This window comes from uncultured Flavobacterium sp., assembly GCF_963925415.1.
Taxonomy (GTDB): domain Bacteria; phylum Bacteroidota; class Bacteroidia; order Flavobacteriales; family Flavobacteriaceae; genus Flavobacterium.
The window spans coordinates 1-16,786 of the sequence record NZ_CAWUTS010000085.1 but is presented as its reverse complement, the minus strand read 5'-3'; the positions used below and the strand labels follow the sequence as shown (position 1 = coordinate 16,786).

The 16,786-nt window shown below is 31.8% G+C and carries 18 protein-coding genes; 11 read left to right on the top strand and 7 right to left on the bottom strand.

Going from position 1 to position 16,786, the window contains the following annotated elements:
* Window positions 1-142: 142 nt before the first annotated feature.
* Entirely contained in the window at window positions 143-826 is a 684-nt protein-coding gene (locus tag AABM47_RS06745; protein ID WP_338410164.1) for a response regulator transcription factor, read from the top strand.
* On the top strand, window positions 826-1,869 hold the full coding sequence (locus AABM47_RS06740; protein WP_338410163.1) for an ATP-binding protein: 1,044 nt from the start codon (window positions 826-828) through the stop codon (window positions 1,867-1,869). The genes AABM47_RS06745 and AABM47_RS06740 overlap by 1 nt, the downstream gene beginning before the upstream one ends.
* Here the strand turns inward: AABM47_RS06740 and AABM47_RS06735 are convergent.
* Entirely contained in the window at window positions 1,852-2,895 is a 1,044-nt protein-coding gene (locus AABM47_RS06735; RefSeq protein ID WP_338410162.1) for a glycosyltransferase, read from the bottom strand. The genes AABM47_RS06740 and AABM47_RS06735 overlap by 18 nt on opposite strands.
* Window positions 2,896-2,909: 14 nt before the next feature.
* Complete coding sequence (locus AABM47_RS06730) at window positions 2,910-3,731, bottom strand: UDP-2,3-diacylglucosamine diphosphatase (protein WP_338410161.1); 822 nt, start codon at window positions 3,729-3,731, stop codon at window positions 2,910-2,912.
* Between the two features lie 100 nt (window positions 3,732-3,831).
* Here AABM47_RS06730 and trmB point away from each other — a divergent pair, with 100 nt between their 5' ends.
* From trmB to AABM47_RS06695, 7 genes are all read left to right on the top strand, one after another.
* Window positions 3,832-4,506 (top strand): tRNA (guanosine(46)-N7)-methyltransferase TrmB, encoded by a 675-nt coding sequence (gene trmB, locus AABM47_RS06725; protein ID WP_338410160.1) that lies wholly within the window; start codon window positions 3,832-3,834, stop codon window positions 4,504-4,506.
* Window positions 4,507-4,538: 32 nt separating this feature from the next.
* Window positions 4,539-5,177, top strand: a complete 639-nt coding sequence (locus tag AABM47_RS06720; protein ID WP_338410159.1) for a LysE family transporter — start codon at window positions 4,539-4,541, stop codon at window positions 5,175-5,177.
* 2 nt (window positions 5,178-5,179) lie between these two features.
* Window positions 5,180-5,521 carry an MGMT family protein gene (locus tag AABM47_RS06715; RefSeq protein WP_338410158.1) on the top strand — a complete coding sequence of 114 codons (342 nt, stop codon included), beginning with the start codon at window positions 5,180-5,182 and terminating at the stop codon, window positions 5,519-5,521.
* A gap of 125 nt (window positions 5,522-5,646) precedes the next feature.
* Entirely contained in the window at window positions 5,647-6,789 is a 1,143-nt protein-coding gene (locus AABM47_RS06710; RefSeq protein ID WP_338410157.1) for an Mrp/NBP35 family ATP-binding protein, read from the top strand.
* 1 nt (window position 6,790) lies between these two features.
* The gene (locus tag AABM47_RS06705) at window positions 6,791-7,030 is read left to right on the top strand and encodes a NifU family protein (RefSeq protein ID WP_338410156.1); all 240 of its coding nucleotides are present in this window, start codon (window positions 6,791-6,793) and stop codon (window positions 7,028-7,030) included.
* Window positions 7,031-7,228: 198 nt separating this feature from the next.
* Window positions 7,229-8,287, top strand: a complete 1,059-nt coding sequence (locus tag AABM47_RS06700) for an NAD(P)/FAD-dependent oxidoreductase (RefSeq protein ID WP_338410155.1) — start codon at window positions 7,229-7,231, stop codon at window positions 8,285-8,287.
* Entirely contained in the window at window positions 8,287-8,616 is a 330-nt protein-coding gene (locus AABM47_RS06695; protein WP_338410154.1) for a ferredoxin, read from the top strand. Before AABM47_RS06700 ends, AABM47_RS06695 begins: the two co-directional genes overlap by 1 nt.
* 20 nt (window positions 8,617-8,636) lie before the next feature.
* On the opposite strand, the gene AABM47_RS06690 is transcribed toward AABM47_RS06695, so the two are convergent.
* The 5 genes from AABM47_RS06690 to AABM47_RS06670 form a co-directional block, all read right to left on the bottom strand.
* A complete protein-coding gene (locus AABM47_RS06690) occupies window positions 8,637-9,419 on the bottom strand; it encodes a DUF3050 domain-containing protein (RefSeq protein WP_338410153.1) in 783 nt (260 codons plus the stop codon).
* 100 nt (window positions 9,420-9,519) lie between these two features.
* Window positions 9,520-10,698, bottom strand: coding sequence for an acyl-CoA dehydrogenase family protein (locus AABM47_RS06685; RefSeq protein ID WP_338410152.1), 1,179 nt, complete (start codon window positions 10,696-10,698; stop codon window positions 9,520-9,522).
* Window positions 10,699-10,965: 267 nt separating this feature from the next.
* Window positions 10,966-11,673, bottom strand: a complete 708-nt coding sequence (locus AABM47_RS06680; RefSeq protein WP_338410151.1) for a methyltransferase — start codon at window positions 11,671-11,673, stop codon at window positions 10,966-10,968.
* Between the two features lie 37 nt (window positions 11,674-11,710).
* The gene (gene rimM, locus AABM47_RS06675; protein ID WP_338410150.1) at window positions 11,711-12,235 is read right to left on the bottom strand and encodes a ribosome maturation factor RimM; all 525 of its coding nucleotides are present in this window, start codon (window positions 12,233-12,235) and stop codon (window positions 11,711-11,713) included.
* A gap of 12 nt (window positions 12,236-12,247) precedes the next feature.
* Window positions 12,248-12,829 (bottom strand): 30S ribosomal protein S16, encoded by a 582-nt coding sequence (locus AABM47_RS06670; RefSeq protein WP_338410149.1) that lies wholly within the window; start codon window positions 12,827-12,829, stop codon window positions 12,248-12,250.
* A 173-nt stretch (window positions 12,830-13,002) separates the two neighbouring features.
* Between AABM47_RS06670 and AABM47_RS06665 the strand changes: the two genes are divergently transcribed.
* Complete coding sequence (locus tag AABM47_RS06665) at window positions 13,003-13,455, top strand: DUF6252 family protein (protein WP_338410148.1); 453 nt, start codon at window positions 13,003-13,005, stop codon at window positions 13,453-13,455.
* Between the two features lie 156 nt (window positions 13,456-13,611).
* Window positions 13,612-16,786 (top strand): DNA polymerase III subunit alpha (gene dnaE / locus AABM47_RS06660; protein ID WP_338410147.1); only part of this gene is annotated, 3,175 nt, incomplete at its 3' end.

Sequence of the window (16,786 nt, the reverse complement as noted above, 5' to 3'; positions counted from 1 at the left end):
TTAATACACTTTTTTGTTATCATTGTGTTATCAATAAGCACATCAATTGTTACCAAATGGTTAATAGATTAAATTATTGTTAAGCGATTGATTGTTTTGTGTTTATCTTTATCTTTACAAAAAACAAGAACAGTATACTGCAATGAAAAAAAATGAAATAAAAATTTTATTAGTTGATGATGAACCAGATATATTAGAAATCGTAGGTTATAATTTAGCTCAAGAAGGGTATCAGGTAATTACAGCTGCGAACGGAAAGGAAGCTATTGCAAAAGCAAAAAAAGAATTGCCCCAAATGATAATCATGGATGTAATGATGCCAGAAATGGACGGTATTGAAGCCTGTGAGTCTATTAGAAAAATCCCAGAACTAGAGAACACCATTATTGCATTTTTAACGGCACGATCAGAAGATTACTCACAATTAGCTGGCTTTGATGCTGGAGCAGATGATTATATTGCAAAACCTATTAAACCAAAAGTTTTAGTAAGTAAGGTAAAAGCTCTTTTAAGAAGATTAAAAAATAAAGAAGAAAAGGAAGATGTATTAAATGTTCATGACATTGAAATAAATCGTGAAGAATATAAAATTGTAAAAGAAGGTAAAGCTATAATTTTACCAAGAAAAGAGTTTGAATTATTTTACTTATTAGCCACTAAACCAGGAAAAGTATTTACTCGCGAAGAAATTTTAGATAAAGTTTGGGGTAATGAAGTTATTGTTGGCGGAAGAACTATAGATGTACATATCAGAAAATTAAGAGAAAAAATAGGAGACGATTTTTTTAAAACCATCAAAGGGGTGGGTTATAAAATAGAATTTTAATGGGTTTAAACTTTAAAAAATCATATAAATTTAGCACGATATCATCATTATTTATAAGCGTGTTTTTATTGCTATTTTTATTATCCATTCATTTTTTATTAGCTCAAATTTCCCTTTTAATTATTTTTTTAACAGTTGGGGTAGTTTTTGTTTTTTCCTTCTTTATACTTCAGTATCGTGTAGAAAAATTTATTTATCAACGTGTAAAAAAGATTTATGATGACGTTTCTTTATTAGAAAACGCTTCGTTTAAAACCCATTCAATAACTACCGACATGGCAACTTTAACCGAAGAGGTTCAAAAGTTTGCTAAGGATAAAAAACTTGAAATTGAAACCCTTAAAATTAGAGAAGAGTACAGAAGGGAATTTTTAGGAAACATTTCACATGAATTAAAAACCCCGCTGTTTACAGTTCAAGGCTATTTGTTAACACTGCTTGATGGTGCAATGGATGACAAAAACATTCGAAAAAAATACCTACAACGTGCCGAAAAAGGCGTAGAACGTCTTATTTATATTGTGAAAGATTTAGACATGATCACCAAGCTTGAGACAGGAGATATTAATCTTGAATTATCACAATTTAATATTGTCGAGGTCGTTCAAAATGTATTTGATTTGCTCGAAATGCGTGCTTCTAAGAAAAACATAACGCTAACATTTGATGTTGGTTATAAAAAAGAGGTTGTCGTTTTTGCAGATCAAGAAAAAACCCAGCAAGTCATCACTAATTTGATTGTAAATTCCATAAAATATGGAAAAGAAAACGGCACTACAGAAGTTAGTATTGAAGATCTGGTTAATAACAAAATCATTATACGAATAACAGATAATGGTGAGGGTATTGAAAACAAACACATTTCAAGACTCTTTGAGCGTTTTTATAGGGTAGACAAAAGCGGCTCTCGTAGCGAGGGTGGTTCAGGACTGGGATTGGCTATTGTAAAGCATATTGTAGAGGGTCATGATGAAAAAATATATATTGAAAGTGAATATGGAGTTGGTTCAGAATTTTCTTTTACTTTAGAAAAGATTAAATAATTCTTTCCACGTTATTTTTTTGCCATAATTTGTAAATCCTTTATATTTTTCAATTCTGTTTATATATTCAATTTTAAAATCTTCTTGTTTACATGTTGGTATAATGCCTTCTTTTTCAAATTTTTCAGCTAAATATTCTTGTTCATATTGACCTGGTGTAGGAATAAAAAAAGCTTTTTTATGTAACTTAGCTAAATCCATAATTGTTGTATAACCAGAGCGGCAAAGAATTAAATTACTAATATTAAATGTATTTTCCAACTCTTCACTATTCATGTAATTATAAAAAGTAATGTTGTTTTTTTCTACTTTAATTTGATTTTTTTCTACTATTCCTTTTATAAAAACTACTTTTTTATCATAATTTTCTAACTCACTAATAATTTTTTTTTCTAAAATACTACGCTGAGGTTCTGGACCAGATAATAAAACCATTAAATCATAAACAATAGGCAGTGGTTTTTTGCGTAACCTGCTCAAAGGTCCAATATATTTAACATTTTTTATTTGGTCAGATTGATGACCTAATTTACCCGTTAAATTATTATGCCCTTCCAGATCGGGCACCCAGCATTGTTGAAATTTAAGAATATATTTTTTATGCAATTTTGTAGTAAAATAAGAGCTGCTTCCTGTTAAAACATTTAATTGATGGGTAATAAAAACACAAGGAACTTTTTTTGAAAATACGCCCAAACGATTGTCTGAAATAATTCCATCAATTTGATGTTTTTCTAAAATTGAATCAATTTTTTTTTCCTCGTTTCTAACGGCAGAAATTATTTTAGGAATTTGAGCAATCATTTTCCATTTAAAATTTTTTCCATTTTCTGCATATTGAATATTATAAGAGGGCAATTCAAAATAAACGAGAGCAGGAAATTCTTTTTTAAGCAACTCTAACGCTACGCCATCAGACGCTATTATGGGTTCAAAACCATTTTCGATCAACCCTTTTATAATAGGAATGCATCTTGTAGCATGGCCTAATCCCCAGTTTAAAGGGGCAACTAATATTTTTTTCATAGTGATTTTTTGTATTATTGTGTTTTTAAAACTTCAATAAAATGCATTGCTAAAAGGTTTTCTTTTTCAAAATCTTCTTCTTCAGCCTCAATTTGATCCGATTCATGTTTATATATTTTCCATTTTTTTTTGTTGTATTCTAGTGCCGTTAGGTTTTCAATCCAGTCCCCAGAATTCAGATACAATGTTTTCCCTTTGGCGTTAGTTATGTGTTCCATTTTAGGCTCATGAATGTGTCCACAAATAACATAATCATACTTGTTTTCAATGGCTAATTCAATACAAATGTTTTCAAAATTTGAAATAAATTTTACAGCAGATTTTACATTACTCTTTATTTTTTTTGACAACGAGTAAGGTTCTTTTTTAACTTGTGCTAAAGTCCAATTAATCAAACGATTAATCAAAATTAACATATCATAACCCCAGCCGCCTAACTTTGCAAGCCATTTTGCATGTGTAATTGACGCGTCAAATACATCTCCATGAAATATCCAGGCTTTTTTTCCATCTAACTCTAAAATTAACTTATCTATTAAGTTAAGGTTACCTAAGTGTAAATCAGTAAATTTTCGCAAAAATTCATCGTGGTTTCCTGTTATGTAATAAACCATTGTTCCTTTTGCACTTAATGAAATTATTTTTTTAATAACTTTTAAATGACTTTTAGGAAAATATGATTTTCTAAATTGCCAAATATCAACGATATCGCCATTGAGAATTAGGGTTTTCGGGTTTATAGAAGATAAATAGTGTAATAATTCTTTAGCATGACATCCATAAGTACCAAGATGAACGTCTGAAATTACAACCAGCTCTATGTTTCGTTTCTTCAAAATTAATTTTTTTACAAAATGAATTATTTTTCATTTAAATAAAGTTATATAAACATTATCAAAACTTTATTTTTCTTAATTTTGCAAAAAAATAAATGCAGTGGGAAGTAAGAATAAATTAAAGCGCTTTAAAGAAAACGAATCTTTTGACAATGTTTTTCAACCAACACGTGAAGAAGTTACATCAAATGAATTTTCATTAAAAGGAAAATGGAATAGTGATTTTTTTAAAAATAACAATCCTTTAGTTTTGGAATTGGGATGTGGTAAAGGAGAATATTCTGTAGGTTTAGCTAAATTGAGTCCTAATAAAAATTTTGTGGGTATCGATATTAAAGGCGCTCGTTTTTGGCGCGGAGCAAAAACAGCAGTTGATGAAGGCATGAAAAATGTAGCCTTTTTAAGAACACAAATTGAATTAATTGAAAATTGTTTTGCTGAAAAAGAGGTAGACGAAATTTGGATAACATTTCCTGATCCTCAAATTAAATACAAGCGTACAAAACACAGAATGACCAATGCCGAATTTTTACAACGATACAAAAGAATATTAAAAGAGGCGGGTATCATGAATTTAAAAACAGATAGCGAGTTTATGCACGGTTATACTTTAGGTTTGTTGCATGGTGAGGGTCATGAAGTAATATATGCCAATCATGATATTTATGTAAATGATGGGGCTCCAAAAGAAGTAACTAACATTCAAACTTTTTATGAAAATCAATATTTAGAAAAAAATAAAGCAATCACATATATAAAGTTTAGAATTAAATAATGGTATGTTTTAGTTTAAAAATTACAAAATAAATGGAATTATTCACAACTTTTATTTCAGGTTTTTTAATTGCAGCATTAGGTATTTTGCCTCCAGGCATGTTAAATATGACTATAGCAAAAATAAGCTTAAAAGAAAACAGAAAAGAAGCGTTATGGTTTTCATTTGGTGCTGTGGTAGTTATTTTTTTTCAATGCTTTTTGGGTGTTTTTTTTGCAAAATTTTTAGATTCAAACCCTGTATTTAATCAAAATTTAAAAAAAGTAGGCACTTTAATTTTTATTGTTTTAACCTTTATCTTTATCTTTTTAGGAATAAAAGCAAAAAACAAAACACACACAAAAGTTGCTGCTAAAATAAAAAATAAAAAAAATAGATTTGTCTTTGGCTTCGCTTTATCATCTTTAAACATGCTAGCATTTCCATTTTATGCATTAATTAGTTTAACCTTAGCCTCTAAAAACCAATTTAATTTTGATGTATTACACATTTTGATTTTTTCATTGGCCGCTGCTTTAGGAACATATAGTGTATTTTATATGTATGCTGTTTTATTCAAAAAAATAGAACATAAAGTAAGATTTGTAACTAATAATATTAATTTTTTAATAGCCGCTATAACTGGTTTAGTTGCTTTAGGCTCACTATACAATTTATTTTTAGCATCTTAATTTTGCAAAAAACAAAACCAACTAACGATAATTTTTTTCAGCGCGTTTATACAATAGCGCGTCAAATTCCTTATGGAAAAGTAACTTCTTATGGAGCAATTGCAAAAGCACTTGGTGCAACCCGTTCTGCGCGAATGGTAGGTTGGGCAATGAATGCTTCACACAAGATGGAAGATGTTCCTGCGCATAGAGTTGTTAATAGAGTGGGATTACTTTCAGGAAAACATCATTTTGACGGTACAAATCTTATGCAGCAATTGCTTGAATCAGAAGGAGTTGAAGTTGTAGAAAATCAAATCGTAGACTTTAAAGCCCATTTTTGGGAACCGATAATTAACGGTTAAATTTAAAAATGTAAAAAAAACGCGATAAATTCTACTTATAAAACCATAAAAAACTTTCGCTTATCTGCTTTTGACTTTCCACTATTTCAAACTATCTTTGCAATTCATATTGAGTTTAAATAAAAATGAAATTAGATAGAAAAGATATTTTCAAAGCATTAGAAACCATTTCAGTAGCTGGTGAAGGAAAAAACATGGTAGAAAGTGGTGCTATTCAGAATGTTGTTACTTTTGGAGATGAAGTTGTAGTAGATGTACTTTTGTCAACACCCGCATTACATATAAAAAAAAGAGCCGAAGTAGACATCATAAAGGTGATTCATGAAAAAGTATATGAAAAGGCAAAAATAAAAGTAAATATAAAGGTAGAGGCCCCTCAAAAGCCAGATAATCCAAATTTAATTAAAGGAAAACAAATACCCGGCATAAGTAATATTATTGCTGTAGCATCGGGGAAAGGTGGAGTTGGTAAATCAACTATTACAGCAAATTTAGCCGTTACTTTAGCAAAAATGGGATTTAAAGTTGGTGTTCTTGATGCCGATATTTATGGCCCCTCAATGCCAATTATGTTTGATGTAGAAACATCAAAACCCAATTCAATTGAAGTAGCAGGAAAATCAAAAATGGAACCTGTTAAAAGTTATGGAGTAGAAATGCTTTCTATAGGTTTTTTTACAAAACCAGATCAAGCAGTAGTTTGGAGAGGTCCTATGGCTGCAAAAGCATTAAATCAAATGATTTTTGATGCACATTGGGGAGTATTAGACTTCATGTTAATCGATTTGCCTCCAGGAACAGGCGATATTCACTTATCCATAATGCAATCATTGCCTATTACGGGCGCAGTTATTGTTAGCACTCCTCAAGCTGTAGCTTTGGCAGATGCTAAAAAAGCAGTATCTATGTTTATGTCAGATGCTATTAAGGTTCCCGTTCTAGGAATTATTGAAAACATGGCCTATTTTACACCTGAAGAGTTACCCGACAATAAATACTATATCTTTGGAAAAGAAGGTGCTAAAAATCTTGCGATTGATTTAAGCGTACCTTTATTAGGTGAAGTTCCATTGGTACAAAGCATTCGTGAAGCAGGAGATTATGGTCGCCCAGCTGCATTGCAAACAGGTACGGTTTTAGAAGGTATATTTGAAGAAATTACAAGAAATGTAGTTCAAGAAACCATAAATAGAAATGAAAATTTAGCACCTACAGAAGCCATAAAAATAACAACAATGGCAGGTTGTTCTGCTGTAAAAGGAAAATAATATGAACACACTAGAACTAAAAATGAAGGTAGAAGAGGCGCTAGATGAAATACGCCCTTTTTTAATTTCAGATGGAGGAAACATTAGCTTAATTGATATACTTGATGGTAAACACGTAAAGGTTCGTTTAGAAGGTGCTTGTAACAGCTGCAACATCAATCAGAGCACAATGAAAGCGGGAGTAGAATCTACCATAAAAAAGAATGTCCCACAAATAGAAACGGTAGAAAACGTAACTTAATTTGTTGGCGTTCCTACTCGGGCCTGTTTTTTTACTATATCTTTTGTTCTCTAAACAGCATAAAAGAATGTTGATGCGAGCCCTTGCGCAACCAAAAAAGAATAACAGGCTATAAGTAATGTTGTATAATAACAGACTAATCTTAGCCTTTCATATAATTAAATGTAAAATTGTTGTATTGCAACATTTCATAATAAAATGATAGAAACAGATATACTAATAATTGGGGCAGGACCAACAGGCCTTTTTACTGTTTTTGAAGCAGGATTATTACAATTAAAATGCCATCTTATTGACGCTTTGCCTCAACCTGGTGGTCAATTATCAGAATTATATCCAAAAAAACCCATATTTGACATTCCGGGTTATCCAGAAGTTTTAGCAGGAGATTTAGTTGCCAATTTAATGGAACAAATTAAACAGTTTCAACCTGGTTTTACTCTTGGAGAAACAGCCCATACCATTGAAAAATTAGAAGACGAAACCTTTATTGTAACCACTAATGTAGGAACAGTTCATAAAGCAAAAGCAATTGCAATTGCTGGGGGCCTAGGAACTTTTGAACCAAGAAAACCTTTATTAAAAGATGTAGATTTTTATGAGCAAAACGATAGAGGAATTGACTATTTTGTAAAAGATCCCGAAAAATATCGAAATAAAAATGTTGTCATTGCAGGAGGTGGAGATTCGGCTTTAGATTGGAGTATTTTTCTGTCCAAAGTTGCAAACTCAGTAACATTAATTCACAGAAGAAACGAATTTAGGGGAGCCTTAGATTCTGTTGAAAAAGTTCAGGAATTAAAAAATATAGGTAAAATAAAATTAATAACTCCAGCAGAAGTTGTTGGTTTTAAAGGTAGTGAGCGAATAGAGTCGATTGATGTAGAAATTAACGGTGCTCGAATGAATGTAGAAACTGATTATTTTATACCCCTTTTTGGATTAACACCTAAGTTAGGCGCAATAGCAAGTTGGGGATTAGAAATTGAAAATAATGCTATAAAAGTTAACAATGCTTTAGATTATCAAACTAATATTGAAGGCATTTATGCTATTGGCGATGTGAACACATATCCCGGAAAGTTAAAGTTAATACTTTGTGGTTTTCATGAAGCAACATTAATGTGTCAAAGCGTGTATAACAGAATTAATCCAGGAAAACGTTATGTATTAAAATACACAACCGTTTCTGGTGTAAATGGTTTTGACGGAACAAGGAAAGAAGCAGAAAAAGCGGTTGTAAAATCTATTGAATAATGACGGATATAACCATAAAAATTACCGATAGAAAAGGTGTAGAACACCAAATCCTTGCTCCTACAGACATGAATATGAATGTTATGGAACTTATTCGTTCTTATGAATTAGCAGAAGAAGGAACAATTGGAATTTGTGGCGGAATGGCCATGTGTGCCTCTTGTCAATGTTATGCTTTAAACAACGTACTGAAATCAAAACGAAATGATGATGAAGAAGCAATGCTTTCAGATGCATATCATGTAAAAGAAAACAGCAGATTAGGTTGTCAAATTCATATTACTGAAGAACTTGATGGTTTAGCACTTGAAATTGCACCAGAACAATAATAATTTTGTTTATTGCATTGTTAAACTAAAACTTCTTTTTTAAGAATTATTTCCTCAATGGCATTCCATAAGCCTATTCTCTTTTCTAACGCTTCAATGGATATTAATTCAACATCTTTCCATTTTTTTTCATCACTACTACAAAGCTCATCAACCATCTTCATCGCCATAGGGCCATGTTCATCTGCATCAATTTCTATATGTCTTTCAAAATAATATATCAGTTTTGACAAATCAGTTTCTGGAAAATTCTTTTGAAAATTCTTTAAAATTTCAGTAAACATATTCGGAATCAAATCTTCTCTTCCAAAAGTAAATGCAGCAGCAATTTCGTGAGGTTTTCCTTGTTCAATTACTCTAAAAGTAAAATCTAAAAAAGCTTTTATGTTGGGATGTAAATTACTTTGTTTAATAGATACATCTATGTTTTTAGTATTTTCAACGTTGTCTAAAAAACTAAGAATTAAGGTTGTATTAGCACCACATTGTTTCATGGCATCTACATACATATCAAAATGACTTTGACGTTTACCGTCTAAGGTTAAATCTGTTTCTTCAGCCACTACAATTTCATTAATTAAATAACGAATCTCTGGATTTCCTATTGGCATCCATGGTGTTGTAGTACATGTCAATTTATTTTGAAGGGCTTTTAATAAAGACATAAAATCCCACACAGCAAAAACATGATTTTCTAAAAAATGATGTAAATCTTCAATAGTTTTTACATTATTATATAGCGAATGAGTCAGTAATTCTGTTTTATAAGAAGAAATAAGGGTATTAATAGAATTTGTATTCATATGGAGAAACTTATATTTCATGCAAAAATAAAAATGCTTCTCGAGAATAAGAAGCATTTTGTATAGAATTTATTTATTGTTTAATTAAAATTTTGCTTTTTTATTTAAAAGCAGGAATTCCTGTAATGTCCATTCCTGTAATTAATAAATGGATATCGTGAGTTCCTTCATACGTAATTACCGATTCCAAATTCATACTGTGACGCATAATAGAGTATTCACCTGTTATGCCCATTCCGCCTAAAATTTGTCTTGCTTCACGTGCAATATGAATTGCCATATCCACATTGTTTCTTTTAGCCATAGAAATTTGAGCTGTTGTTGCTCTTCCTTCATTTTTAAGAACTCCTAATCTCCAAGTTAACAATTGCGCTTTTGTGATTTCGGTAATCATTTCGGCTAATTTTTTTTGTTGTAACTGTGTTCCAGCAATTGGTTTGTCAAATTGGATGCGTTCTTTTGCATAACGCAAAGCAGTGTCATAACAATCCATAGCAGCACCAATAGCACCCCAAGCAATTCCATAACGAGCCGAATCTAAACAGCCTAATGGCGCACCTAAACCCGACTTGTTGGGCAACAAGTTTTCTTTTGGCACTTTTACATTATCAAATATAAGCTCACCTGTTGAAGAAGCACGTAGCGACCATTTGTTGTGTGTTTCTGGAGTTGAAAACCCTTCCATACCACGTTCAACAATTAAACCGTGAATTCTACCTTCTTCGTTTTTTGCCCAAACAACAGCAATATCTGCAAAAGGAGCATTGGATATCCACATTTTTGCACCATTTAAAAGATAATGGTCGCCCATGTCTTTAAAATTAGTAGTCATTCCGCTTGGGTTTGAACCATGGTCAGGTTCAGTTAAACCAAAGCAGCCCATGAACTCTCCGGTAGCTAATTTGGGTAAATACTTCATGCGTTGTTCTTCGTTTCCGTATTTCCAAATGGGATACATTACCAATGAAGATTGTACCGATGACGTGGAACGAACACCAGAGTCACCTCTTTCAATTTCTTGCATGATTAAGCCATAGGATATTTGGTCTAAACCAGCTCCACCATATTCTTCTGGAATATAAGGGCCAAAACCACCAATTTCACCCAAACCTTTTATAATTTGTGTAGGAAATTCGGCACGTTGCGCATAATCTTCAATGATTGGCGAAACTTCTTTTTTAACCCATGCACGAGCAGAATCACGAACCAGTTTGTGCTCTTCGGTTAATAAATCGTCTAAGTTATAGTAATCAGGTGCTTGAAATAAATCTGGTTTCATATCTTTTGTGTTTTTTATCTAAAAATCGTTTATCTGAAAATTCGAAAATTTTCTTTACAAATCCTTTGCAAATTTACTCAAAGATATTTAACAAAATAAATAATAAATGTTATTTTTTTTTCCAGAAGCTTTTTCCAGCTGTCCACTATATCTTTTTCTTAAAAAAAAAAAGAAAAAGGATGCCGTTTCCATCTGGGCTAGGGCATTTGCGTTTGATAGAACGATTGTTATATCAATTTAGAGATGTTTTTAGTAGATAATCACAAACTACATCTTCAAATAAAAATCCTTAGTCAAATTAATATAATCATCTGTATATTCATGACGATTAATTTCAACAACCAATTCATCTGCTTCTAAAACAGCTAATTCATAACGCTTAAAAGCCATTAAGCTTCTAACAATTGGAGTTTTGTGTGCGCCTTTTACACGAGTCACTTTTACGGGATAAAGTTCAAATTTGGCACATAAATCAATGAATCGTTCTTCTTCTTTAAACGGAATAATTACTGCAAAAAGGCCGTTTTCAGATAATAATAAATCTGCAGCTTCAATTAAACCCTCAAAAGGCAAAGCATCTTGAAAACGTGCTAAATCTCTTTGAGCATCATCCGTTTTAAAATCTTCGGAGTAAAAAGGAGGATTCGAAATAATAACATCATATTCGTCTTCTGGGTCTTCAACTAGTTCATCTAAAGCTGCATGAAAACAAAATAAGCGATCACTCCATGGAGAGTTTTCAAAATTTTCTACACATTGTTCATAAGCTTCTTCGTCAATTTCAACAGCGTCAATTTGGTTGGCATTACTTCTTTGAGCTAACATTAAAGCAATTAATCCTGTTCCAGAACCAATATCTAAAATTGAATTTGTATCCACAGCAATTGGAGTCCAAGCACCAAGCAAAACACCATCTGTTCCCACTTTCATGGCACAACGATCTTGTTCTATAGTAAATTGTTTGAATTGAAACAAAATAATTTTATTTTATAGTTTATAAAAAGAAAACATATTAAAGATTCAATTCTACAATTCCTTCTGGAATATCCATTTTAAAAATTTTATTTTTTCTGTCGACTTCTATAATAAAAGAATCAATCAATGGAACTAAAATTTCTACGTCTCCATTTAACACTTCTAGTAAAGGTTGATGGTTAGAGTCGTTGACTATTTTTACTTTTCCGATAGGACCTAAACGAAGATCTTCGACTACAAAATTTATAATTTCATGATAGTAAAACTTATTGCCTTCTAATTTAGGAAGCATCGAAAGGGGTAAGTAAATTTCGCAATTCATGATTTCATCTGCTTCTTCTTCTGAATTTAAATCTTCAAAACGAACACGCAAGAAATGATTTTTGTGAATGGCTGATTTTAAAATAAAAAATGGAACCAAGTTTTTGTGTAATTCCACAAAAACTGATTCCAAATTTTCATACAAATAAGGCTCGTCAGTATCTAAATAGATTAAAACTTCACCTTTAAAACTAAATTTCTTTGCGATTTTGCCTAAATAGAAACATTCTTCTTTTTGCATTATCGCACAAGATTAAGCTTTTGTTTCTTCGTTGTTTTCTTCAGCAGCAGGAGTTTCTTCAACTTCAACTTCAACTTCAGCAGCTTCTTCAGCTTCAACTTCAGCAGCAGGAGCTTCTTCAACTTCAACTTCTTCTGGTTTTAAAGCATCAGCAGCAGCTTTAGCGCGTTTTTCATTAGCTTCTTGTTCTAATTTAAAAGCTTTCGCTTTTGCATCTTCTTTCGCTTTTGATAAACCATCTTTTTTAGCATCAACTGTACCAGATTTTTCACCTAACCAAGCAGCTAATTTTACATCAGCTTGATCTTGGGTTAAAGCACCTTTACGAACCCCACCATCTAAATGATGTTTTAATAAAGCACCTTTATAAGATAAAATTGCTCTTGCAGTATCAGTTGGTTGTGCACCATTGTGTAACCATTGAACAGCTGCATCTACATTCAAATCAATGATTGCAGGATTTACAGTTGGATTGTAAGTTCCGATTTTCTCTAAGAATTTACCATCTCTTTTTGATCTAGCATCAGCTGCTACGATCCAGTAAAAAGGTTTCCCTTTTTTACCGTGTCTTTGTAATCTAATTTTTACAGACATAATCTTGTGATTAAATTGTGAGGTTCTCGACCTCTGTTAATTAAGGGTGCAAATATATAAAATTTTAACGAACTAAATTTATATTTTAAAAATTATCATTTTTTATTCGTTTTTTTAATACAAAATTTTAAATTTGTGTGTTGATATATTTAAACCACTCACAAAATAAAATAATGATAAAACTAATTACAGCTGCATTAATATTGTTTACGTTTTTTTCATGTACAGACGATGCTGCTTTTAATGACCCATCTTTTCAAGGAATTAAAGATGGCGAAACTTGGAGGGCAAATGATGCAAAAGTAACAATAAACACTGACGGTTCAATGATTGTAGAAGCAACTACAAATTATGAGGTTGTTAAATTTGAAATTTTGTCGTCAGATATTGGAACCCATACATTTGGAATAGACGCATCTAATTTGGCTAGCTATAAAATAACACTAAATGGTTCAACAGAATCATACACAACAGGTGTAAATTTTGGTGGAGGAGCATTACAAATAACAGAAAGTCCGAGCGAAACAGGTAAGTTGTCAGGTAAATTTACACTTAGAGGCGTAAATTTAGAAGGAATGGAAGCTGTATTTACTTATGGAGTTATTTACAATATTCCCGTACAATAAATTCACAACAATAAATTAAAAAACCACCTATTTTGCGTGGTTTTTTAATTTATTGTTAATAACTAAAATTGATTTCTAATATCATAAATACTATTTTTGAAGTATAGATTTTATTATTCTAAAATCAATAACCCTCAATAAACATTCTTCAATATAATGTATTTAATTTTTGATACTGAAACTACTGGACTGCCAAAAAGCTGGACCGCACCAATTACAAACACAGAAAATTGGCCACGATGTATTCAAATTGCTTGGCAATTGCATGATGAAATGGGCAATTTATTGGAGCGTCATGATTATTTGATTCAACCTGATGGATTCAATATTCCTTATGATGCAGAGCTAATACATGGTATATCTACAGAATTAGCTCAAAAAGAAGGAGTAAATTTGACAGAAGTATTAGAAAAATTTAATGTAGCGCTTTCTAAAGCCAAATATATTGTTGGTCAAAATGTAGGATTTGATGTAAATATTTTAGGCTGCGAATATCATAGAATGAATATAGGCTCTGACCTTTCAAAAAAACCAGTTTTAGACACTTGTACAGAAATTACAGCTTCTTTATTAAAATTACCAGGGGGTAGAGGCGGAAGATTTAAATTGCCTACTTTAACCGAATTACATCAATATTTATTTAACCAACCCTTTGCTGAAGCTCATAATGCAACTGCCGATGTAGAAGCAACAACACGATGTTTTTTTGAATTAATCAAAAGGCAATCATTTGCAAAAGAAGAATTAGACGTAGCAGCTGACTATTACCATAAATTTAAAGAGCATAACCTAGGAGAAATTAAACTCATAGGAATAAAACATGTCAATTTAAAAGAAGCTTCAGAGCAAATTAGAAAACAGCTTCAACTAACAGAACTGCAAAGTAACCAAGCACCAGTTTCTCATTCAATTAAAAAAGATTTAAAAGAAGCAAAATATACTCATTTACATAATCACACACAATTTTCAGTTTTACAATCTACCATTGCAATACCTAATTTAGTTGCTGCTGCTGCAAAAAACAAGATGAGCGCAGTTGCAATGACCGATACCGGAAACATGATGGGCGCTTTTCTTTTTGTTAGTGAAGTAATGAATCACAATAAATACTTAAAGATTAAAAAAGAAACGGCTTTAGAAAATGGAGAAGATTTTGACGAAACAGAAATAACACCTATAGTAGGATGTGAATTTAATATTTGTGACAATTATTTAGATAAAACTAAAAAAGACAATGGCTATCAAGTAGTTTTATTGGCTAAAAACAAAAAAGGCTATCATAATTTAGCCAAAATGTCTTCTATAGCTTACACAGAAGGGTTTTATTATGTTCCTAGAATTGATAAAAAAATAGTAGAACAATACAAAGAAGATCTTATGGTTTTGTCTGGAAATTTATATGGAGAAATTCCGAGTAAAATTTTAAACGTAGGAGAAAATCAAGCTGAAGAAGCTCTAATTTGGTGGAAAAATCAATTTGGAACAGATTTTTATCTTGAAATAATGCGCCATAATCAAGATGATGAAAATAGAGTAAACAAAACCTTAGTTGAATTTGCTCAAAAGCATAAAATAAAACTTATTGCAACAAACAATACATATTATATAAACAAAGAAGACGCTAATGCTCATGATATTTTATTGTGTGTAAAAGAAGGTGAAAAACAGGCAACACCCATAGGCCGCGGTCGCGGATATCGCTACGGGTTGCCCAATAAAGAATATTACTTTAAGTCGGAAGATGACATGAAAAATCTCTTCCAAGACTTGCCTGAAGCAATTATCAACATTAAGGAAATCGTTGATAAAGTAGAAACGTACTCTCTTTACAGAGACGTATTGCTTCCAAAATACGATATACCTCACGAATTTATTAGAACAGAAGATGAGGCAGATGGAGGCGTTAGAGGTGAAAACGCATATTTAAAACATCTTGCTTTAGAAGGTGCCAAAAAAAGATACGGGGATCTAACTCCAGATTTGCAAGAACGAATTGATTTTGAATTGCTTACCATTTCAAATTCAGGTTATCCAGGTTATTTTTTAATTGTCCAAGATTTAATTGCAGAAGCCCGAAAAATGGACGTTTCGGTTGGCCCTGGTCGAGGATCTGCAGCGGGTTCTGTAGTTGCTTATTGCTTAAGAATTACAAATATTGATCCTATTAAATATAATTTACTTTTTGAGCGTTTTTTAAATCCTGATCGAGTATCTATGCCCGATATTGATATTGATTTTGATGATGAGGGTCGAGGTCGTGTTATGGATTATGTAATTAATAAGTACGGAAAAAATCAGGTAGCACAAATCATCACATATGGAAAAATGGCAACAAAATCTGCCATTCGCGATACAGCTCGTGTGTTAGATTTGCCTTTATTTGAAGCCGACAGAATTGCCAAATTAATTCCAGGTTTAATGCCTTCAAAATGGAATTTATCACGCTTGATTTCAGAAAAAGAAGATGTAATAAGAAAAGCCGTTCGATCTGATGATTTTGAAAAAATAAAAGAATTAATTGCAATTGCAAAAGATGGCAACTTGGCAGGGGAAACTATTCAACAAGCAAAAGTGCTAGAAGGATCGTTAAGAAACACAGGTATTCATGCCTGTGGTGTAATCATCACCCCGTCCGACATTACCAATTATGTACCAGTTACAACAGCCAAAGATTCTGACTTGTATGTAACCCAATTTGACAACTCAGTTGCAGAAAGTGCTGGATTGTTAAAAATGGATTTCCTAGGTTTAAAGACTTTAACCTTAATAAAAGACACGGTAAAATTAGTAAAATATAGAAATAATATTCAACTCGATCCAGATGAGTTTCCTATAGACGATGAAAAAACATATGAATTATTTCAAAGAGGAGAAACCGTTGGAATATTTCAATACGAATCTGCAGGAATGCAAAAATATTTAAAAGATTTAAAGCCCACAGTTTTTGGAGATTTAATCGCCATGAACGCTTTATATCGACCTGGTCCATTAGAGTATATTCCCTCTTTTGTTAAAAGAAAAAACGGAGAAGAACCTATTGTTTATGATTTAGAAGCTTGTGAAGAATATCTTGGCGAAACCTATGGCATTACAGTTTATCAAGAGCAAGTGATGCTTTTGTCACAATCTTTGGCTAATTTTACAAAAGGTGAGGCCGATGTTTTGAGAAAAGCTATGGGTAAAAAACAAAAAGAGGTTCTGGATAAAATGAAACCCAAATTTGTGGAACAGGCATCTGCAAAAGGACATGACCCTATAGTTTTAGAAAAAATATGGAAAGACTGGGAAGCCTTTGCCAGTTATGCATTTAATAAATCACACTCTACTTGCT